We start from the raw sequence: 21,342 nt of genomic DNA on the forward strand, positions 1-21,342 counted from the left end.
CAGCCGCGGCGCCGAGAGTCGGCACCATGACGACCACGACGCTGCCCCGACCGGCCCGGCGCGCCGCCGCGAACCGGCCCGCACATCAGGCCGCCGCGCGCCGGCCGGTGTGGCAACGCCCGGCGCTCGCCGCGCTGCTGCTGCTCACCGGCGTGCTGTACCTGTGGCGCCTCGGCGACTCCGGCTACGCCAACAGCTTCTACGCCGCGGCGGTGCAGGCCGGCACGCAGAGCTGGAAGGCGCTGCTGTTCGGCTCGCTGGACGCGGGCAACGTCATCACCGTCGACAAGCCGCCCGCCGCGCTGTGGATCATGGGGCTGTCGGGCCGGATCTTCGGCTTCAACAGCTGGAGCCTGCTGGTGCCGCAGGCGCTCGAGGGCGTGGCCGCGGTCGCGCTGCTCTACGCGACCGTGAAGCGGCACTTCGGCGCGGCCGCCGGCCTGCTCGCCGGGGCGGCCCTGGCCCTGACGCCGGTCGCCGTGCTCATGTTCCGCTTCGACAACCCCGACGCGCTGCTCACGCTGCTGCTCGTCGCCGGCGCCTACTGCACCACCCGCGCCGTGGAGCAGGCCTCGCCCGGCTGGCTCTCCCTCGCGGCCACGGCCCTCGGCTTCGCGTTCCTGACCAAGATGCTCCAGGGGCTGCTGGTGCTGCCCGGCTTCGCGCTGGCCTACCTGATCGCCGCGCCGGCCACCATCGGCCGCCGCCTCGTGCACCTGCTCACCGCGGGCGCCACGCTGGTCGTGTCGGCCGGCTGGTTCGTCGCGCTGGTCGCGCTCTGGCCCGCCTCGTCGCGGCCGTACATCGGCGGCTCGACCAACGACAGCCTGCTCGAGCTCGCCCTGGGGTACAACGGCCTCGGCCGCATCCTCGGCGGGAACGGCAACCGCGGCGGCGGGGGCGGCGGCGGCATGGGCAACGCCGGCTTCGGCGGCTCGACCGGCATCACGCGCCTGTTCGGCGACAGCATGGGTACGGAGATCAGCTGGCTGCTCCCGGCCGCGCTCATCGCCCTGGTCGCGGGCCTGTGGTTCACCCGCCGCGCCCCGCGCACCGACGCCACCCGGGCCGCGTTCGTCGTCTGGGGCGGCTGGCTGCTCGTCTCCGGCCTGGTCTTCAGCTACATGTCCGGGACGATCCACCCGTACTACACCGTCGCCCTCGCCCCGTCGATCGCCGCGCTCGTCGCCATCGCCGGCCGCGAGCTGTGGCGGGCCCGGGCCGCGCTGCCGACGCGGCTGGTGCTGGCCGCGATGGTCTTCGTGACCGCCGCGTGGGACTTCGTCCTGCTCTCCCGCGACGCCTCCTGGAACCCGTGGCTGCGCTGGTCGCTGCTGCTGCTCGGCGGCGCCGCGGCCGTGGCGGTCGCGGCCTTCGGCGGCCTCGCGCCGGCCGCGCGCCCGGGGCGGCCCGGGCTCGGCCGGCGCCTCGCGGTCGTGCTCACCCTGGCCGCCGTGCTGACCGGCTTCGGCGGGACGAGCGCGTGGGCCCTGGCGACCGCGAACCAGCCGCACGCCGGGTCCATCCCCACCTCCGGCCCGGCGTCGGCGGGCATGGGCGGCGGCTTCGGCGGTGGCATCGGCAGTGGCCGGATGGGCGGCTTCGGCGGCGAGGGACAGAGCGACAGCGAGCTCACCACGCTGCTGCGGTCCACGACGACGACCTGGGCCGCGGCCACCACCGGCGACCAGACGGCCGCCGAGCTGGAGCTGGCGACGGGCAGGCCGGTGATCGCGATCGGCGGCTGGGACGGCAGCGACCCGGCCCCGACCCTGGCCGAGTTCCAGGCGATGGTGGCCAAGGGTCAGGTCGCGTACTACGTCTCCGGCGGCCGCGGCGGCGGCATGGGCGGCGGCAACAGCGGGATCGCGACCTGGGTGGCCGCGAACTACACCGCCCAGACCGTCGGCAGCACCACCGTCTACAAGCTCGTCTCCTGACCCGGCGCGAGGTCGGCCAGCAGCTGCGAGACCGAGGCCGCGTCCAGCTCCGCGATGGGCCGGGCGCGGCCTCCGGGCGTGCGGATGCGGAGGTCGCGCAGCCGCTGCTCGGGCTGCCGGTCCGGCCGCGGGCCGAGGGCGATGCCGGGATCGAGGCCGACGGCGACGACGTGGCCGCCGGGCAGGTCGCGCTCCATCCCGAGCACGCGGGCGCCCTCGACGGCGGCCCGCCGCCAGCCGTGCCGCTCCAGGGCGAGCAGCCGCACCACCGGGACGGGGCGCAGCCGTGCGGCGGCGGACTCGCCGGGCTCCAGGCGGTACACCGGCCGATGCAGCTGCGGGAAGGGCTGCAGGATGCCGTAGTCGGCGAACACCGCCAGCCAGGCGGGAACGTCGAGGTCCGCGGGGTGCGCGACGCCGAGCACGTCCCCGGCGGCCAGGCCGGCCCGATCGTCGGTGACGCCGGCGAGGGTGCGATCCTCGGCGACGCGGACCGCGACGCCGGGCGCCCCGGGCGGGCCCGTGATCCACACCAGCCGCCGGGCGAGCGGGAACAGCAGCGGGTGCTCCAGCAGCACCCGGAACTCCGCCGCGCTCCACCGCCGCCCGGCCGTCATCGCCAGCTCGAGACGGTGGGTCTGCTCGGCCGCGACCTTCCGGACGCCCTGGCGGATCGCCGCGAACGGGGACCCGGGCCGGTCCCGGCGGCGCGTCCCGCGTTCGTCGGCCACCCAGGGGCGCAGCTGGTCGTCGAAGCCGGCGGTGATCCGGTGCGGGCCGTCGCCGAGCACGATGGTCGCGTCGGGGGCGAGGCCGAAGCGGGGGACGAGCCGGTCGGCGAGCGCGTCGGCGGTCAGGCCCAGCCCGGCGGCGACCCCGGCCAGGCTCGCCGCGGCGCGGGTGCGGACCGCGCGGGACCCGGCCGTGGTCGCCAGGTCGTGCAGCTGCCGCAGCGCCGCCTCGCCGCCCAGCCGCCGCAGCACGTCGATCCCGGCCGCGACCCGCCGGCCGGCGCCCTCGGCGGCCCACCGCCGCACCGCGTCGGCCAGCCGCGCCGCGGTCTCGTCGTCGCCGACGAGCGCCTGCGCCTCGAGGGCCCAGCGCCCCGCGGGCGGTGCCCCGGCCTCCTCCCACCGGCAGCACAGCTCCCAGCCGAACCGGGCCAGGTCGCCCGCCTCCGGGGGGATCTCGCCGCGCATGAGCCGCCGCACCACCGGCGCGGCGGCGACCCGGATCGGCGGCAGCGTCGCGGGCTCGGCCCACGGCGGCAGCCGCGGGACCGCGCCCGTCGCCGCGACGGGCGTGCCGGTGTGCCGGGCGAGGTGCCGGCTCAGCAGCTCGGCGACCCGGGGCCGGGACGCGTTCGCCCGCAGCAGCGGCACGGCGAGGTCCGGGAAGCGCTCCGCCGCGGCCATGACCGCGGCCGGGACGCCGCGCTGCCCGGCCAGCCCGAGCAGGGTCTCGAACGCGCGCCCGGTGCCGATCGCGGGCAGCGCCTCGGTCATCGCCGCGAGGTACTCGGGCACCCCCGCCATCGTGTACTCGACCGAGCGGCCGGTCCAGTAGGCGGCGTACAGGTCGAGGATCCCGTCGCCGATGCCCTCGGCGAGGGTGTGCAGCAGCTCCGGCTCCCGCAGCTGCCCGGCCTGCGTGGGCGCGAGCCGGGCGAGCACCCCCCGCGCCTGCTCCACAGTGGACACGGACGCCAGGAGCAGCGGCGCGAGCGGATGCCGCTCGGGCACCTCGGCGACGTTCGCCGCGGCGAGGTCCGGCACGAGGAACGCGGCGGCGAGCCGGTGCGCCCACGACCCGGTGCGGGCCTGGCGCAGCGCGCCGGCGGCCTCGGCGTACGCCTCCTCGGGCGCGGCCGCGAGCGCCGCGCGCACCGGCGCGAGCACCCGCCGGACCTCCGCCGCGTCTGCCACCCCGGCGGCGAGCTCGACCGCGGCCCGGGCCGCGGCGCCGAGCGGCGGCCCGTCGTCACCGGACGGCTCGACGGCCAGGGGAGCGCCGCCGCGGCGCGGGTAGAAGGAGCGGTGCCAGGACGCCGGGAGTACGAACCTCACGGCGGCAGCCTAGGGCGCCCGGGCTTGCCCCTCACGTGGCGTCATGGCACATAGTCGGCGGTGTGGAGGAGCACCTGACCGTGGGACGGGTGGCCGAGCTGGCCGGCGTCACCGTCCGCACGCTGCATCACTACGACGAGATCGGGCTGCTGCGGCCGTCCGCGCGGACCGCGGCGGGGCACCGGGCGTACTCGGCGGGCGACGTGGAGCGGCTGCGGGAGGTGCTGGCCTACCGGCGGCTGGGCTTCGGGCTGCGCGAGATCACGGATCTGGTCGACGACCCGGCCACGGACGCGGTCGCGCACCTGCGCCGGCTGCGGGGCCTGCTGCTCGACCAGCGCGACCGCGCCGCCGCCATGGTGACGGCCATCGACCGGGAACTGCAGGCGCGAGCGATGGGGATCCCCGCGACGCCCGAGGAGCAGCTGCGCGTGTTCGGCGCGCGGCTGTACGACGCCATCGGGTCCGCCTACCCGGCGACCCGGCGCACCGAGCCGCGGATCGCCGCGCGGATCTGGGACGCGCTGGGAGACGCGCGGACGGTGCTGAACGTCGGCGCCGGCACCGGCTCCTACGAACCCCCCGACCGCGAGGTCACGGCGGTGGAGCCGTCGGCGGTCATGCGGGCGCTGCGTCCCGCGGGCGCGGCGCCGTGCGTGGCCGCCGCCGCGCAGCGCCTGCCGTTCGCGGACCGGTCCTTCGACGCCGCGATGGCGGTCAGCACCGTGCACCACTGGCCGGACCCGGTCGCCGGGCTGCGCGAGCTGCGGCGGGTGGCCTGCCGCGTGGTGGTGTTCACGTACGACGCCGACGACATCGGCTGGCGGCAGCGGTTCTGGCTCACCCGCGACTACCTGCCCGAGGTCGCCGGCCTGCTCGACGGCTGGCCCGCACTGGCCGACCTGACCCGCGCGATCGGGGGCCGCGCGGAGCCGGTGCTCATCCCGTGGGACTGCGCCGACGGCTTCTTCGAGGCGTACTGGCGCCGCCCCGAGGCGTACCTGGACGAGCACGTGCGCCGCGCGGTGTCGGTCTGGACCAGGGTCGGGCCCGAGGCCGAGCGGCGCGCGGTGGGCAGGCTGCGCGAGGACCTCGCCTCGGGCCGGTGGGCCGAGCGCAACCGCGACCTCGCCGCCCTCGACAAGGCCGAGCTCGGCCTGCGGCTGCTCGTGGCCTGAACCGCCCCGTCGCCACGGCTCAGGTCAGGCCGGAGGCGGCCTGAACCAGCGCGGTGAGGGCCGCGCCGATCGCCGGGCGGGGCGTGGCGGTCGTGCGCCAGACGGCGAAGACGCGGCGCGCGGCGGCCGGCTCGACGGCGACCAGGCGGACGCCGGCCGGCACCGGGTCGCGGCCGAGGCGCGGCAGGACGGCGATGCCCAGGCCCGCGGCGACCAGGGCCAGCTGCGTCGAGTGCTCGGAGGCGGTGTGCGCGACCCGCGGCTCGGCGCCGATGCCGCGCAGGGTGGCGAGCAGCCAGTCGTGGCAGATCTGGCCGCGGCTCCAGCCGATCCACTCCTCGCCCGCCAGCTCGGCGACGGCGACGGCGTCGCGGGTCGCGGCCCAGTGACCGGCGGGCACGGCCACGTCGAAGCGGTCCTCCAGCAGGTCCCGCCGCGTCAGGCCGGGGCCGGCCGGCAGCGGGTCGGCCGGCCAGTCCTGCACCACGGCGAGGTCGAGCTCGCCCCGGCGCAGCAGCGGCAGGGCCTCGTGCGGTTCGAGCTCGGACAGGCCGGGGGTGAGCGCCGGGTGCCGCTCGCGGAGGCGTCGCAGCACCGGCGGGAGCAGGCCCCGGGCGGCCGTGGCGAACGCGGCCAGGCGCAGCGGGCCGGCCACGGCGCCGCGGTGCTCGGCCAGGGACGCCTCGACGCGTTCGGCGTGGGCCAGCAGCTGCGCGGCGTGACCGGCCAGGAGGGTGCCGGCGGGCGTGAGGCGCAGGCCGCGGCCCTGCCGCTCGGTCAGCTCCTGCCCCGTCTCCCGCTCGAGCCGGGCCAGCTGCTGCGACACCGCCGACGTGGTGACGTGCAGCGCCGCCGCCGCCCCGGCGACCGAGCCCGTCGCCGCGACCGCGTCGAGCACCCGGAGGCGCTCCAGATTGAGTCCCATTGCGTAGCGATGCTACGCGGTCGGGGCAACGAAGTGTCGATTGTGCTTCACGGTTGGGGGCGGAAGCATGGGCGGTACCACAGCGGCAGGAGGGTTTTGACCATGCTGAACGTGCACCGGATCGGGCTGGGGGCCATGCGGCTCACCGGCGGGCCGGCCTGGCTGTCGCGCGAGGACGGGATGGCCGTCGCGCGGCGCGCGGTCGAGCTGGGGGTGCAGTTCTTCGACACCGCCGACTCGTACGACTTCGGCGCCAACGAGGAGCTGCTCGCCGACGCCCTGCACCCGTATCCCGAGGGCGTCATCGTGGCGACGAAGGGCGGGCGGATCTGCGTCGGGGGCGAGTGGTTCGACTGCGGGCGGCCCGAGTACCTGCGCCAGCAGGCCGAGCTGTCGCTGCGGCGGCTGCGGGTGTCGTGCATCGAGCTGTACCAGCTGCACCGCATCGACCGGACCGTGCCCCTCGAGGACCAGGTCGGGGCGCTGCGGCGGCTGCAGGACGAGGGCAAGGTGCGCCGGGTCGGGCTCTCGGAGGTGACGGTCGAGCAGCTGCGCGCCGCGGAGGCGGTCACCGACATCTCGAGCGTGCAGAACCGGTACAACATCGAGGACCGGGCCAGCGAGGACGTCCTGGAGTACTGCGAGCGCCGCGGCATCGCGTTCATCCCGTGGCGCCCGGTCGCCCCGGCGGCGGACAAGGCCGCTGCCCTGGCCTGGCTGCTGCGGCGCTCGCCGGTGATGCTGCCGATCCCCGGTACCGCGTCGATGCGCCACCTGGAGGAGAACATGTCGGCCCTGTCGTAAGGTGTGTCCGTGCAAGAGGCCACTTTCACCAAGCGCGCCGCGGTCGGGCTGCGCTCGGAGCGCGGACCGATCCTGGGCTCGGTCATGCTGACCACCGGCCTGGTCGCGCTGGACAGCACGATCATCGCCACCGCGGTGCCCTCGGTCGTGCGTGACCTGGGCGGGTTCGCGCACTTCCCGTGGCTGTTCTCGATCTATCTGCTCACCGCGGCCGTCACGACGCCGCTGTACGGCAAGCTCGCCGACGTGCTCGGCCGCAGGCCGGTCATGTTCTTCGGCATCGCGGCCTTCCTGCTCGGCTCGGTGCTGTGCGGCGCCGCCTGGAGCATGCTCACGCTCATCGTCTTCCGCGCCATCCAGGGCATCGGCGCCGGCGCCATCCAGCCCATCAGCATGACGATCATCGGCGACCTGTACTCGGTCGAGGAGCGCGCCCGCGTCCAGGGCTACGTGGCCGGCGTCTGGGGCGTGTCCTCGGTCGTCGGCCCGACCCTCGGCGGGGTGTTCGCCGACTACCTGTCGTGGCGCTGGATCTTCTTCGTGAACCTGCCGCTGGGCCTGTTCGCCGTGTGGATGTTCGCCAGGCACCTCAAGGAGAACGTCGAGCGCCGCGCGCACCGCATCGACTACCTCGGCGCCGTGCTGCTCATCGGCGGGTGCACGCTGCTCATCCTGGCCACCCTCGAGGGCGGCATCATGTGGGCCTGGGCCAGCGCCCCGAGCATCGTCATCTTCACGCTCGGCGCGCTCATGATCACGGCGTTCGTGTTCGTCGAGCGCCGCGCGGCCGAGCCGGTGCTGCCGCTGTGGGTGTTCAAGCACCGCACGCTCATCGGGGGCAACCTCTCCGCGGTCGCCGTCGGTGCGCTCGTCATCGGCCTGAGCTCCTACATCCCCAACTTCTCCCAGGGGGTACTGGGCACCAGCGCCCTGGTCGCCGGCTTCGTGGTCGCCGCGATGACGCTGGGCTGGCCGATCGCGGCGACGCTGTCCGGCCGCGTCTACCTGCGCATCGGCTTCCGCAACACGGCGCTGATCGGCGGCGTGGTCATCGTCGGCGGTACGGTCATGTGCGCCCTGCTCACCGAGCAGACCACGGTCGCGATGACGGCGCTCGCCTGCTTCGTGATCGGCATCGGCCTCGGCCTCGCCGCCGCGCCGACGCTCGTGGCCGTGCAGTCCGTCGTCGACTGGGACCGCCGCGGCGTGGTGACCGGCACGAACATGTTCTCGCGCTCGATCGGTAGCGCGGTCGGGGCGGCCGTGTTCGGCGCGATCGCGAACACGACCCTGGACCGCCGCTTCGCCGCCGCGCCGCCGGACGTGAAGCCGTCCCTGACCGCGGGCGCCGATGCCACGACGATCCTGCTGAAGGCGGGCACGGCTCCGGCGAACGTCGTCGACTACGTGCGCGCGGCCCTCTACACGGCCTCGCACAACGTGTTCGTGGCGCTGGCGGTCGTCGGCGTGTGCGGCGTGGCCGTGATGCTGCTGATTCCGCGGCGGGTCGAGAAGCTGTCCTGAGGCCCTTCGCCGGGCACTGCGGCAGCGCGCTCGGCGGCCGTGGGCGGCGGCGGCGCGCGGTGCCTCCCCGGGTCCTGGCCGCGCGGTCGACGTCGGCGAGCTGTCGCGGCGGTATGCGTGCGTCGGCCCGCCGGTCGCGTAGGTCGCAGCCTTCGGCGGCGGCCGTGAGGCGAGCTGTCGCGGCGGTATGCGTGCGTCGGCCCGCCGACCGACCCGCCACCTGCGGAGCGCCCGGCACCCGGACCGACAACGGCGGCGGATCGGTCGTGCGGGCTGGTCTTCGACCGTGCGCCGTGCGGGCGCCGTGCGGGCTGGTCTTCGACCGTGCGCCGTGCGGGCGCCGTGCGGGCTGGTCTTCGACCGTGCGCCGTGCGGGCGCCGTGCGGGCTGGTCTTCGACCGTGCGCCGTGCGGGCGCCGTGCGGGCTGGTCTTCGACCGTGCGCCGTGCGGGCGCCGTGCGGGCTGGTCTTCGACCGTGCGCCGTGCGGGCGCCGTGCGGGCTGGTCTTCGACCGTGCGCCGTGCGGGCGCCGTGCGGGCTGGTCTTCGACCGTGCGCCGTGCGGGCTGGTCGAGTTCCTAGTTTCCTAGGAAGCGAAACACGACGTGAGGCCGCGCACCCGCCTGTATCGAGCGCCGGATGCGAACCCGAGGCCGTTGCGAAAAGGTCCGAGCGGCCCCGGGACTGCGGTACGTCAAGCGGCCAGGGCGCCGCCGTCGACGGGGATGATGGCGCCCGTGGCGAAAGGCTGGGTCATGCAGTAGATGAAGGCCCGCGCCACGTCGCTCACCTCGCCCACCCGGGCCAGGGGGACCGCGGCGGCGGTGTCGCGGAACAGAGCCTCGCGGGCGTCGTCGGGCAGCGCGGACCACAGTGGGGTGCGGATCACGCCCGGCTTCACCGCGTTCACGCGGATGCGCGGGGCCAGTTCCACGGCCAGGGCCCGGGTCAGGGCGTCCATGGCGCCGCACAGGCTCGCGCCCACCGTCCAGCCGGGTGTGGGCCGGTCCGCCGCCGTGCCGGTGATCAGGGTGATCGAGCCGCCGTCGCGCAGGTGTGGGGCTGCAGCTCGGACGGCGGCCAGGGCGCCGAAGTACCGCAGGCGGAAGAAGCCCGCCGCGGTCGCGGTGTCGAGGTCGGGCAGCGGGGTGAGCACCAGGGGTTCGCCCGCGGTGTACGCCAGGTGGTCGATTGGCCCCAGGGCCGTCACGGTCGCGACCAGGGCGGACTCGTCGGTCAGGTCCGCGGTGTGGCCGGTGGCCGTGGCCGGGAGCTCCGCGAGGGCCTTCGCCACCCTCGCCGGGCGGCTGCCGACGACGATCACCTCGGCGCCGAGGGCGGCCGCGGCCTGGGCGGTGGCGAGGCCGATGCCGGAGGTACCGCCGAGGATGGCGACGCGCCGGCCGCCGAGTGCAACTGCCTCCATGGGCTCAACGGTGCCCCGCGGCGGGGCCGGGCGCCACGACCTGTTTGCCGGGGGCGGTGCCTGCCCAGACTCGCACCCAGCCCGGCGGCGGGTCGGTGGTGTGCTGCTGCACTTCGGGCGCGCGGCCCGGGAGCCGCACGCGCAGGGGTTCGTGCGGGACCGGCACGGGGTGGCCCTGGCGCGGGAGGCGGGCGGTCGTAAATGCCGCGCGGGAGCGTCCGCCGTTCTGATAGCTTCCGGCGATGACCACCACGACGCACGCCCTGATCGGGTCGGCCGTGATGCCGGCCGCGCGTCTGCGTTTCCGGCGTCGTGCCCTGGTCTGCCAGGCCTGACGCCCGTCACCACCAAACCGGGAACTTCCAGGTCGAGAACCTCTAGGTGCAGCACCGGGGCCCTTCCGCGTCCGCATTCGCCGCGAACGAACAGGGAACCTGGTCATGTCTCGCTTTTCCGCTGCCCATCCGCGCGCCCGGCGCGTCTACGGGCAGAACTTTCTGATGGATCCGGCGGCCGTGCGCCGCATCGCCGATGCCGCCGCCCTGCAACGTGGTGATCTCGTGCTGGAGGTCGGGGCCGGGCGGGGGCGGCTCACCGAGGAGCTGGTACGCCGGGCCGGCCGGGTGGTCGCGTTCGAGGTCGATCCGGGGATGGCGGCCGCGCTGCCGCGCCTCGGCGGGCTGACGGTGCGGGTGGCCGACTTCCTGGCCGCCGTGCCGCCGCCGGAGCCGTTCGCGGTGGTGGGCAACATCCCGTTCGCGCTGACGTCCGGGGTCGTCGGCTGGTGCCTGCGGGCGCCGGGGCTGACGTCGGCGACGCTGCTGACCCAGCTGGAGTACGCGCGCAAGCGGGCCGGGGACTACGGGCGCTGGTCGCGGCTGACGATCGAGACGTGGCCGGAGGTCGACTGGCGGCTGGCCGGGCGCGTGTCCCGGGCCGCGTTCCGGCCGGTGCCGCGGGTCGACGGCGGGCTGCTGCGGTTGACCCGGCGCCCGGTGCCGCTGGTGGAGGCGGGCGGGCTCAGGACGTACCGGAGCATCGTGCATCTGGGTTTCAGCGGCGTCGGGGGCTCGTTGTATGCGTCGCTGACGCAGCGGTTCCCGGCGGCCCGGGTCGCCGGGGCGTTCCGGGCGCTGCGGCTGGACACGCGTACGCCGGTCGGGCTGGTGTGGCCGGAGCAGTGGCTCACGCTGTTCCGGCTGCTACGCGCCGGCCGGTGACAGGGTCAGGGCGGGGCGGCCGAGGCGGTCCCGCAGCTCGGCGACCGGGATGGTGCCGTCGCGCAGGGTGCGGCGCATCCGGGCCACGCCGTGCAGGTCGTCCAGGGCGGTGCGCACGATGTCGACGCGGCTGTCGGGGTCGTCCACCCAGTCGACGGGGACCTCGTGGATGCGCAGCCCGGCGCGTTCGGCGATGACGAGCAGCTCGGTGTCGAAGAACCAGCCGGTGTCGCGCACCTGCGGCAGCAGGAGCCGGGCCACGTCGCGGCGCACGGCCTTGAAGCCGCACTGGGCGTCGGAGAAGCGCACGCCCAGTGCGGTGCGCAGGATCCGGTTGTACGAGCGGGAGATGAACTCGCGCTTGGGTCCGCGCACGACGCGGGAGCCGCAGGCCAGCCGGGTGCCGAGGGCGACGTCGGAGTGGTTGGAGATCAGCGGCGCGACGAGCGGCAGCAGCCCGCCGAGGTCGGTCGACAGGTCGACGTCCATGTACGCGAGGACGTCGGCGTCGGAGCGCTGCCAGACCGCCGACAGCGCCCGGCCGCGGCCCTTCTGCTCGAGGTGGTGCACGGCGACGTGTTCGAAGCGGTTCGCGAGCGCGGCGGCGACGTTGAGGGTCGCGTCCGTGGAGGCGTTGTCGGCGATGGTGATCCGGAAGGTGTACGGCACGAAGGCGGTCAGGAACCCGTGCAGCGTCCGGATGCAGCGTTCGAGGGTGTGCTGCTCGTTGTGGACCGGGATGACGATGTCGAGGACGGGCGGGCTCGCGGTGATCTCCATGCCGTTCAGGTTCGGCCCGGATCTTGTGACCCGGTCGCGGAGAACCTGGGTGTGGGCTGCCAACTCGGTTGCCGATCGGGGTCGTCCGCGGCTCGCGGTGGCGCCTAGGGCAGGCTGAGCCGGGCCGTGGTGCCGGCGCCGGCGGAGCTCAGCGTGATCCGGCCGCCGTGGGCCGCGGCGGCCTCCTGCGCGATGTGCAGGCCGAGCCCGACGCCGGGGACGGCCTGGCGGCGGGCGTGGCGGCCGCGGAAGAAGCGCTGGAAGACGTAGGGCAGCTCGTCCGGCGGGATGCCCACGCCGGTGTCGGACACCTCGATCGCGGGGGCCGGGGCGTAGACGGCGCCGACGGTGACCGTGCCGCCGGCCGGGGTGAACAGGATCGCGTTGCGTACCAGCTGTTGCACGGCCTGGGTGAGCCGGGCGATGTCGACGGACACGACGCAGGCCTGGGTCGGCGGCTCCACGACGACGTCGACGCCGCGGGGCTCGGCGAGGGCGCTGCCGGCCTGGACCGCGGCGGTGATGACCATGTGCAGCTCGACGGGGCTGCGGTGCAGCAGCAGCGGCGCGTCGGCCGGGCGGGTGCCGGTGAGCAGGTGGTCGACCATGCCGACGAGGCGCTGGCCGTTGCGGTAGATGGGCTCGACCAGGCGGCTGTACTCGGCGAGGCGCTCGTCCTCGGCGAGCAGCTCGAGGTACCCCTGGATCGCCGTCACCGGGGTGCGCAGCTCGTGCGAGATGGTCGCGATGAGGTCCTCCTCGCGCTGGGTCGCGCGGGCGAGCTCGTCGCCGAGCTCGGCGAGCATGAGGCGGCTGCGCAGCAGCGACAGGTGCCCGGTCGCCTGCCGGGAGAGGGTCTCGAGGGCCTCCTGCTGGCGGGGGCCGAGGTCGCCGGGGCGGTCGTCCTTGACGCAGAAGGTGCCCAGCACGTGCCCGTCGTCGTCGATGAGCGGGGCGCCGGCGTAGAAGCGGATGTACGGGTCGCCGGTGACGTTGGGGTAGTCGCGGAAGTGCGCGTCGGCGCGGGCGTCGGAGACGACGAGGGTGCGCCGGGTCGGGATGGTCTCGGCGCAGAAGGAGATGGCGCGCGGGGTCTCGTCGACGGCCAGGCCGGTCTTGCCGGCGAACCACTGCCGGTCGCGGTCGACGAGCGTGACGGTCGACATGGTGGTGTCGAAGACGGACACGCCGAGCTGGGTGAGCTCGTCGAGGGCCCTGGGGCGGGGCGCGTCGAGCACGCCGTAGCTGTGCAGGGCGGACAGCCGGGCTTCCTCGTCGACGTCGCGCATGGCGGGCCTTCCTTCCGGGTCTAGTGGGATCATCGTCCGGTTACCCAGGAGCAGTGCGCGATTACACGGCGTTGCCACGGGGTTGCAACTCGGCTCTGGGTGAAATCGCTTTACGAGTGAGTGCTCGCTCATTACAGTGAGCCCGTGAATGCCGAGACCCGTCGCCGGCGCGTTCCCGCGCTGGCACCCGACGAGCGGCGCGCGGCCCTCATCGCCGCCACGCTGCCGCTGCTGCGCACCCACGGGGCGGCCGTCACCACCCGGCAGATCGCCGAGGCCGCGGGCGTCGCCGAGGGCACCATCTTCGGCGTCTTCCCGGACAAGGCGTCGCTGCTGTCCGCGGCGCTGTGCACGGCCTTCGAGCCGGAGCCGGTGCTGCGCGCCCTGTCCGCGATCGACCCGGGGGCGACGCTGCGTGAGCGGCTCAGGGACGCCGCGGCCATCCTGACGCGCCGGGTCGAGAGCTCGGTGCCGCTCATGATGCTCGCCCGCACCATGCCCCTGGACTCGTCGCCGTTCGCCGCGCTCGTGGACGGCCGGCGGCGGCTCACCGAGGCCGTCGCGAACCTGATCGAGCCCGACAAGCACCTGCTGCGCCGCAGCCCGGACGCCACGTCCCGGCTGCTGTTCGCCCTGGTCGTGAGCGCCGCGCGGGGCGACCTGCCGCACGAGCAGTTCACGCCGGACGAGATCGTCGCCGTCCTGCTCGACGGCCTCCTGCACGTCCCATCCGACCCTGGAGAAGCCTGACCGATGCTGATCCGTCTGCTGCGAACATACCTGCGGCCCTACCGCGGGCCGATCACCCTGGTGGTGGTGCTGCAGCTGGTGCAGACGCTCGCCACGCTGTACCTGCCGACCCTCAACGCCGACATCATCGACCAAGGTGTCGTGGCCGGCGACACCGGCTACATCCTGCGCGTCGGGGGCTTCATGCTCGGCGTGTCGCTGCTGCAGATCGTGTGCTCGGCCGCCGCCGTGTTCTTCGGCGCCCGTGCCGCGATGGCCCTGGGCCGCGACGTGCGGGCCGGGCTCTTCGCGAAGGTGCAGCAGCTGTCGGCCCGCGAGGTCGGCGAGCTCGGCGCCCCGTCGCTCATCACGCGCACCACCAACGACATCCAGCAGGTCCAGATGCTGGTCCTGATGACGTTCACGCTCATGGTGTCGGCGCCGATCATGTGCTTCGGCGGCATCGTGCTGGCGCTGAAGCAGGACGTGCCGCTGTCCGGGCTGCTGCTCGTCGTCGTGCCCGTGCTCATCATCCTGATCGCGCTCATCGTGGTGCGGATGCGGCCGCTGTTCCGGCTCATGCAGGTGCGCATCGACCTGGTGAACCGGGTCATCCGCGAGCAGATCACCGGCATCCGGGTCATCCGCGCCTTCGTCCGCGACGAGCACGAGCGGCAGCGCTTCGCCCGCACCAACGCCGACCTGCGCGAGGTGTCCCTGGCCACGGGCCGGCTGATGTCGCTGATGTTCCCGACGGTGATGCTCATCGTGAACGCCTCCAGCATCCTCGTGCTGTGGTTCGGCGCGAAGCGGATCGACACCGGCGGCATGGAGGTCGGGGCGCTGACCGCGTTCCTGAGCTACCTCATGCAGATCCTCATGTCGGTGATGATGGCGACGTTCATGTTCGTCATGATCCCGCGGGCCGAGGTGTGCGCCGAGCGCATCCAGGAGGTCCTCGACACCGAGTCCAGCGTCGCGCCGCCGGCCGCGCCGGTGACGAGCCTCGGCGTGCGCGGCGAGCTGGAGCTGCGCGGCGTGTCCTTCCACTACCCGGGCGCCGACCTGGCGGTGCTCGCCGACGTGGACCTCGTCGCGCATCCCGGGCAGACGACGGCGATCATCGGCAGTACCGGCGCGGGCAAGACCACCCTGCTCAACCTCGTGCCGCGGCTGTTCGACGCGACGGGCGGCACGGTGCTGGTGGACGGCGTGGACGTGCGCCGCATCGACCCCGCGCTGCTGGCGCGCACGGTCAGCATGGTGCCGCAGAAGCCGTACCTCTTCTCCGGCACCGTCGCCTCCAACCTGCGCTACGGCCGGCCCGACGCCACCGACGAGGAGCTGTGGCGGGCCCTGGAGGTCGCGCAGGCGGCCGAGTTCGTGCGGGCCATGCCCGACGGGCTGCAGGCGCCGATCGCCCAGGGCGGCACCAACGTCTCCGGCGGGCAGCGGCAGCGGCTCGCGATCGCCCGGACGCTGGTGGCCCGGCCCGAGGTGTACCTGTTCGACGACTCCTTCTCCGCGCTCGACTACGCCACCGACGCGGCCCTGCGCGAGGCCCTGCGCCTCGAGATCGCCGACGCGACAGTGGTCATCGTCGCCCAGCGGGTGAGCACCATCCGCGACGCCGACCGCATCGTCGTGCTCGACGAGGGCCGGGTCGTGGGCACCGGCACGCACCAGGAGCTCATGGACGGCAACGAGACGTACCGCGAGATCGTCCTGTCCCAGCTCACCGAGGCGGAGGCCGCGGCATGACCGCCGGAGCGAAGCGGAGGCGGGCTTGCCGCGTGTCTCTTGCTCTTATGGAAGGTAGGACAGCATGACCGCACCACGACCCGGCGGCGCGGGCGGAGGCGCGCGGCCCGGCGGCGGACCCGGCTTCGGCCCGGGCCGCATGATGATGGGCGCCGGCGGCCCCCCGGCGAAGATCGAGGACTTCAAGGGCTCGGCCAAGCGGCTGCTGAAGATGCTCGCCCCGGACCGCTTCATCGTGGTCGCGGTGCTGGTCTTCGGCATCGCCAGCGTCGTGCTCTCCACGCTCGGCCCGCGGCTGCTCGGCCACGCCACCGACGTGATCTTCGAGGGCATCATCAGCAAGAAGATCCCGGCCGGCACCACCAAGGAACAGGCCATCGAGGCGCTGCGGGCCCGCGGCGACAACGCGTTCGCCGACCTGCTCAGCGGCATGAGCAACCTCGTGCCGGGCCGGGGCATCGACTTCGACCGGCTCGAGCGGGTGCTGCTCGGGGTCGCGGTGGTGTACCTCTTCGCCTGGATCCTCGGCCTGCTGCAGGCCCGGCTGACCACGGTCATCGTGCAGCGCACCGTGTACCGGCTGCGCGAGCAGGTCCAGGCCAAGCTCGCCCGGCTGCCGTTGAGCTACTTCGACCAGCAGGCCCGCGGCGAGGTGCTCTCCCGGGCCACCAACGACACCGACAACATCGCGATGACCCTGCAGCAGTCGCTGTCCATGCTGCTCACGTCGCTGCTGACGATCATCGCGGTGCTCGGCATGATGTTCTGGATCTCCCCGCTGCTGGCCGTGATCGCGCTCGTGACCGTGCCGGTGTCGGTGCTCATCACGGCCCGCATCGGCAAGAAGTCCCAGCCGGAGTTCGTCAAGCAGTGGGCGAGCACCGGCCGGCTCAACGGCCACATCGAGGAGATGTTCACCGGCCACTCGGTCGTGAAGATCTTCGGCCGCCAGGAGGAGGCGGCCAAGACGTTCGCGGAGCACAACGAGGCCCTGTTCGCCTCGGCGTTCCGGGCCCAGTTCATCTCCGGCCTCATCCAGCCCGCGATGATGTTCATCGGCAACATCAACTACGTGCTCGTCGCTGTGGTCGGCGGCCTGCGGGTGGCCTCGGGCACGATGACGCTGGGCGATGTGCAGGCGTTCATCCAGTACTCCCGGCAGTTCTCCCAGCCCCTGACCCAGGTCGCCGCGATGTCGAACCTGGTCCAGTCCGGCATCGCCTCCGCCGAGCGGGTCTTCCAGCTGCTCGACGCCGAGGAGCAGACCCCGGAGCCGGCCGCCCCGGCGCGCCCGGCCCAGGTCCGCGGCAAGGTCACCTTCGAGCACGTGTCCTTCCGCTACAAGGCGGACGAGCCGCTCATCGAGGACCTGTCGCTGACCGTCGAGCCCGGCCAGACGGTCGCGATCGTCGGCCCGACCGGCGCGGGCAAGACGACGCTGGTCAACCTCGTCATGCGCTTCTACGACCTGACCGGCGGGCGGATCCTGCTCGACGACGTGGACATCGCCGCGATGTCGCGCGACGAGCTGCGCGAGCAGATCGGCATGGTGCTGCAGGACACCTGGCTGTTCCAGGGCAGCATCGCGGAGAACCTCGCCTACGGCGCCGACCACCCGACCCCGGAGAAGATCGCGGCGGCGGCCGAGGCCGCGCACGCCGACCGGTTCGTGCGCACCCTGCCGGAGGGCTACGACACGGTCATCGACGAGGAGGGCGCGGGCGTCTCGGCGGGGGAGAAGCAGCTCATCACGATCGCCCGGGCGTTCCTGGCCGAGCCGACGATCCTCATCCTGGACGAGGCGACGAGCTCGGTCGACACCCGCACCGAGGTGCTCATCCAGCGCGCGATGAGCACGCTGCGGGCGGGCCGCACGAGCTTCGTCATCGCGCACCGCCTGTCCACGATCCGCGACGCGGACCTGATCCTCGTCATGGAGCACGGGTCGATCGTGGAGCAGGGCACGCACGACTCGCTGCTCGCGTCGGGCGGCGCGTACGCACGGCTCTACTCGGCCCAGTTCGCCGCCGCCGCGGTCGAGGTGGACTGACCCGCACGCAGGTTCCGCAACGGCCCCGGGCGTTCCAAGCGCCCGGGGCCGTTTGTTCAAGCCATGACTCGGGCTCGCGGGGGTGCGGACCGTCGCTCCCGCCAGACACCGCTCGGCGCTGGCGCGCCGACGCTGCCAGGTCCGCGGTAGTCACCCGGGCCAGCTATCAGTCCGACGGCACCGGTCACACACCGTCATCGAATCCGAGCGTCCACGCAGCTCGGCCGGGCGCGGGTCACGCTGGGTGCTCACCCTCCCGGCGGACTTCTCACCTTTGTCGACCTACTTAGTGGACAAAATCGGGTTTCGGCGCGAGACTTCTCCGCATGGATCCGTTGCTTGCGTTCGCCGGGCTCGGGGTCGGGATCGTCGTCGGGCTCACCGGCATGGGCGGCGGTGCGCTCATGACGCCGATCCTGGTGCTGTTCTTCGGCGTGCCGCCGCTCGCCGCCGTGTCCAGCGACCTTGCCGCGTCCGCCGTGATGAAGCCGTTCGGGGGGTGGGTGCACGCCCGGCGCGGCTCCGTCAACTGGGGCCTGGTGCGGTGGCTGTGCCTCGGCAGCGTGCCGAGCGCGTTCGCCGGCGTGCTGCTCATGCGCGCGATCGGCGACGGCGACCGGGTCCAGAACGTGGTGCGGGTGGCGCTCGGCGTGGCGCTGCTGCTGGCGGTGGTGGGGCTGCTCATCAAGGCGTACCGGAGGAACTCGGCCGGCGACGACGGCCCCGCGGCGCCGATCAAGGTGCGACCGGTGCCCACCGTCCTGCTGGGCGCGGTCGGCGGCCTCGTCGTCGGCATGACCTCCGTCGGGTCGGGCTCGCTCATCATCGTGATCCTGCTCGCGCTGTACCCGGCGCTGCGCCCCCGCGACCTCGTGGGCACCGACCTGGTGCAGGCGATCCCGCTCGTGTTCTCGGCGGCGCTCGGGCACGCGCTCTTCGGCGACCTCAAGCTCGACCTCGCCGCGGCGGTGCTCATCGGCTCGGTGCCGGGCGTGCTCATCGGGGCCCGGCTGTCCTCGCGCGCACCGGCCGGCGTGGTGCGGGCCGCGCTGGTCGTCGTGCTCATCGCCAGCGCGCTGAAGCTGTTCGAGGTGCCGACCGGCACCGTCCTGCTCGTGATCGGCCTCGCGACCGCGGCGGCCGTGGCGGAGGGCCTGCGCCGGCGGCGCAACCGGACACCGCAAGCCCTGTCGGACCCGGCCACCGACCCGGCTGACCCGGCCGACCAGGCCGACCCGGCCGACCCGGCCGCGATCGCCGCGTCGGCCACCTCGCGCGACGCGATCGGGCACCCCTCGCGCTGAGCCGCCACGAAACGCCCCGCACGGCCGGGCGCCGTCCCGTCCGTCACACAAGATCGGGACAGCGACGACGAGACGAACGCGAAAGGGGCAGAATCAGCGAGTGGAGTGTCACCACGCTGACTCGCTAGGAGCTTCCTGATGCCTCGGCTCAACCATCTGCCCGAGTGGGCCGCGCTGGTCAAGCACCGCGCGGAACTCGGAGAGGTTCACCTGCGCGACCTGTTCGCCGAAGATCCCGACCGGGGCCGCCGGTACGCGCTGCAGGCCGGCGACCTCTACCTCGACTACGGCAAGCACCTCGTCACCGACGAGACGCTGCGCCTGCTGCAGGACCTCGCGGCCGCCCGCGGCGTGTCCGAGCTGCGCGACCGGATGTTCCGCGGCGAAAAGATCAACTTCACCGAGCACCGGGCGGTGCTGCACACCGCGCTGCGGGCGCCGCGCGACGCCGAGATCATCGTGGACGGCGAGAACGTGGTGCCGAAGGTCCACGCCGTGCTCGACCGGATGTCGGCCTTCGCGGACCGCATCCGGTCGGGGGAGTGGACCGGGTACACCGGCGAGCGCATCACGACCGTGGTCAACATCGGCATCGGCGGGTCGGACCTCGGCCCGGCGATGGCGTACGAGGCGCTGCGGGCCTTCACCGACCGCTCCCTGACCTTCAAGTTCGTCTCCAACGTCGACGGCGCCGACCTGCACGAGGCCGTGCGCGACGCGAACCCGGCGACCACGCTGTTCATCGTGTCGTCGAAGACGTTCACGACGATCGAGACGATCACGAACGCGACCGCCGCGCGCCGGTGGCTGCTCGACGCGCTCGGCGACGACGCGGCCGTGGCCAAGCACTTCGTGGCCGTGTCGACGAACGCCGGCGAGGTCGCGAAGTTCGGCATCGACACGACGAACATGTTCGAGTTCTGGGACTGGGTCGGCGGCCGGTACTCCTACGACTCCGCCATCGGCCTCTCCCTGATGATCGCGCTCGGCCCGGACGGCTTCCGCGCCATGCTCGCCGGCTTCCACCAGATGGACGAGCACTTCCGCACCGCGCCCCCGGAGGCCAACGCGCCGCTGCTGCTGGGCCTGCTGGGCATCTGGTACCGCGACTTCCACGACGCCCAGACCCACGCCGTGCTCCCGTACAGCCACTATCTGTCGCGGTTCACGGCGTACCTGCAGCAGCTCGACATGGAGTCCAACGGCAAGTCCGTGGACCACGAGGGCAAGCCCGTAGACTGGGCGACCGGCCCGATCGTCTGGGGCACCCCCGGCACCAACGGGCAGCACGCGTACTACCAGCTGATCCACCAGGGCACCGAGCTCATCCCCGCGGACCTGCTCGGCTTCGCCCAGCCCGTCGCGGAGCTCGGCCCGCTGCGCGACCAGCACGACCTGCTCATGGCGAACCTCTTCGCGCAGGGCCAGGCGCTGGCATTCGGCAAGACCTCGGAGCAGGTGGCCGCGGAGGGCGTGGCCGAGGCCGAGGTGCCGCACCGCACCTTCCAGGGCAACCGCCCGACGACGACGATCCTCGCCGGCGAGCTCACGCCGCAGGTGCTCGGCCAGTTGATCGCCCTGTACGAGCACAAGGTCTTCGTCCAGGGCGCGATCTGGGACATCGACTCCTTCGACCAGTGGGGCGTCGAGCTGGGCAAGGTCCTCGCGAAGCGCATCGAGCCGGCGCTGACCTCGCAGAGCCCGGACCTGTCGGCGCTGGACGGCTCGACGGCGGGCCTGGTGGGCCGCTACCGGGCACTGCGCGGCCGCTGACCGTCGCGACCTGGCCGGCGCGGGCCGAGGGGGCGCTCTCCCTTCGGCCCGCGCGCGGCTGCAACGGCTTCCCAGAGCCTGATGGCGGCGCCGCCGCGCGCGGCTGAAGCGGCACGGCGGGTCCTGAGGCGGCGCGCCCAGCTGAGGCGGCGCGGCGGGGCTGAAGCGGCGCGGCGGGGTTAATCGCGGCGCGGCGGGGCTGATGGCGGCGCGGCGGGGCTGATGGCGGCGCGGCGGGGCTGATGGCGGCGCGGCGGGGCTGATGGCGGCGCGGCGGGGTTAATCGCGGCGCGGCGGGGCTGATGGCGGCGCGGCGGGGTTGATGGCGGCGCTGCCCCCGCGCGCGGCTGAAACGGCGCTCCGGGGTCGATAGCGGCGCTGCCCCGTGCGTGGCTGCAACGGTGCCAGGCGACGATGGCTCGACCGTCGACGTGGTGGCCGCCCCGACGCCGAAGCTGGCCGAGCACTCCCCGATATCTAACCGCCATGAAACGGATTTATGGCCCGACAGGCGAAAAATCCGAAATGTCGGATCACGAAGTGTCCGACATTTCGCCCACGCCACCCGAAGCT

The 21,342-nt window shown here is 73.9% G+C and carries 14 protein-coding genes and 1 pseudogene; 10 read left to right on the top strand and 5 right to left on the bottom strand.

What is annotated here, in order from left to right:
• The first annotated feature begins 26 nt into the window (after window positions 1–26).
• Entirely contained in the window at window positions 27–1,940 is a 1,914-nt protein-coding gene (locus tag AC6JBM_RS07745) for a glycosyltransferase family 39 protein (protein ID WP_497982905.1), read from the top strand.
• On the opposite strand, the gene AC6JBM_RS07750 is transcribed toward AC6JBM_RS07745, so the two are convergent.
• Entirely contained in the window at window positions 1,922–4,006 is a 2,085-nt protein-coding gene (locus AC6JBM_RS07750; RefSeq protein ID WP_497982906.1) for a DUF4132 domain-containing protein, read from the bottom strand. The genes AC6JBM_RS07745 and AC6JBM_RS07750 overlap by 19 nt on opposite strands.
• A 62-nt stretch (window positions 4,007–4,068) precedes the next feature.
• Here AC6JBM_RS07750 and AC6JBM_RS07755 point away from each other — a divergent pair, with 62 nt between their 5' ends.
• Window positions 4,069–5,184, top strand: a complete 1,116-nt coding sequence (locus AC6JBM_RS07755; RefSeq protein WP_497982907.1) for a MerR family transcriptional regulator — start codon at window positions 4,069–4,071, stop codon at window positions 5,182–5,184.
• Window positions 5,185–5,203: 19 nt separating this feature from the next.
• On the opposite strand, the gene AC6JBM_RS07760 is transcribed toward AC6JBM_RS07755, so the two are convergent.
• Entirely contained in the window at window positions 5,204–6,109 is a 906-nt protein-coding gene (locus tag AC6JBM_RS07760) for a LysR family transcriptional regulator (RefSeq protein WP_497982908.1), read from the bottom strand.
• A gap of 102 nt (window positions 6,110–6,211) precedes the next feature.
• On the opposite strand from AC6JBM_RS07760, the gene AC6JBM_RS07765 reads away from it, so the two are divergent.
• Together AC6JBM_RS07765 and AC6JBM_RS07770 are read left to right on the top strand one after the other, a co-directional pair.
• A complete protein-coding gene (locus AC6JBM_RS07765; protein ID WP_497982909.1) occupies window positions 6,212–6,913 on the top strand; it encodes an aldo/keto reductase in 702 nt (233 codons plus the stop codon).
• 9 nt (window positions 6,914–6,922) lie between these two features.
• The gene (locus tag AC6JBM_RS07770; RefSeq protein WP_497982910.1) at window positions 6,923–8,437 is read left to right on the top strand and encodes an MDR family MFS transporter; all 1,515 of its coding nucleotides are present in this window, start codon (window positions 6,923–6,925) and stop codon (window positions 8,435–8,437) included.
• A 694-nt stretch (window positions 8,438–9,131) separates the two neighbouring features.
• On the opposite strand, the gene AC6JBM_RS07775 is transcribed toward AC6JBM_RS07770, so the two are convergent.
• On the bottom strand, window positions 9,132–9,863 hold the full coding sequence (locus AC6JBM_RS07775) for an SDR family oxidoreductase (protein WP_497982911.1): 732 nt from the start codon (window positions 9,861–9,863) through the stop codon (window positions 9,132–9,134).
• 440 nt (window positions 9,864–10,303) lie between these two features.
• On the opposite strand from AC6JBM_RS07775, the gene erm reads away from it, so the two are divergent.
• Window positions 10,304–11,083: an ErmE/ErmH/ErmO/ErmR family 23S rRNA (adenine(2058)-N(6))-methyltransferase gene (gene erm / locus AC6JBM_RS07780; RefSeq protein ID WP_497982912.1), complete on the top strand. Its 780-nt coding sequence runs from the start codon at window positions 10,304–10,306 to the stop codon at window positions 11,081–11,083.
• On the opposite strand, the pseudogene AC6JBM_RS07785 reads toward erm, so the two are convergent.
• A pseudogene (locus AC6JBM_RS07785) lies at window positions 11,075–11,863 on the bottom strand (dolichyl-phosphate beta-glucosyltransferase); the annotation flags it as partial. The gene erm and the pseudogene AC6JBM_RS07785 sit on opposite strands and share 9 nt — an antisense overlap.
• A 104-nt stretch (window positions 11,864–11,967) precedes the next feature.
• On the bottom strand, window positions 11,968–13,152 hold the full coding sequence (locus tag AC6JBM_RS07790; RefSeq protein WP_497982913.1) for a GAF domain-containing sensor histidine kinase: 1,185 nt from the start codon (window positions 13,150–13,152) through the stop codon (window positions 11,968–11,970).
• A gap of 144 nt (window positions 13,153–13,296) precedes the next feature.
• Here AC6JBM_RS07790 and AC6JBM_RS07795 point away from each other — a divergent pair, with 144 nt between their 5' ends.
• From AC6JBM_RS07795 to pgi, 5 genes are all read left to right on the top strand, one after another.
• Window positions 13,297–13,902, top strand: a complete 606-nt coding sequence (locus tag AC6JBM_RS07795; protein ID WP_497982914.1) for a TetR/AcrR family transcriptional regulator — start codon at window positions 13,297–13,299, stop codon at window positions 13,900–13,902.
• Window positions 13,903–13,905: 3 nt separating this feature from the next.
• Complete coding sequence (locus AC6JBM_RS07800) at window positions 13,906–15,642, top strand: ABC transporter ATP-binding protein (protein WP_497982915.1); 1,737 nt, start codon at window positions 13,906–13,908, stop codon at window positions 15,640–15,642.
• A gap of 64 nt (window positions 15,643–15,706) precedes the next feature.
• Window positions 15,707–17,692: an ABC transporter ATP-binding protein gene (locus AC6JBM_RS07805; RefSeq protein ID WP_497982916.1), complete on the top strand. Its 1,986-nt coding sequence runs from the start codon at window positions 15,707–15,709 to the stop codon at window positions 17,690–17,692.
• 326 nt (window positions 17,693–18,018) lie between these two features.
• Window positions 18,019–18,996, top strand: coding sequence for a sulfite exporter TauE/SafE family protein (locus tag AC6JBM_RS07810; RefSeq protein WP_497982917.1), 978 nt, complete (start codon window positions 18,019–18,021; stop codon window positions 18,994–18,996).
• Window positions 18,997–19,134: 138 nt separating this feature from the next.
• On the top strand, window positions 19,135–20,769 hold the full coding sequence (pgi, locus tag AC6JBM_RS07815) for a glucose-6-phosphate isomerase (RefSeq protein ID WP_497982918.1): 1,635 nt from the start codon (window positions 19,135–19,137) through the stop codon (window positions 20,767–20,769).
• Window positions 20,770–21,342: the final 573 nt, after the last annotated feature.

It is taken from the genome of Dactylosporangium thailandense (assembly GCF_059739745.1).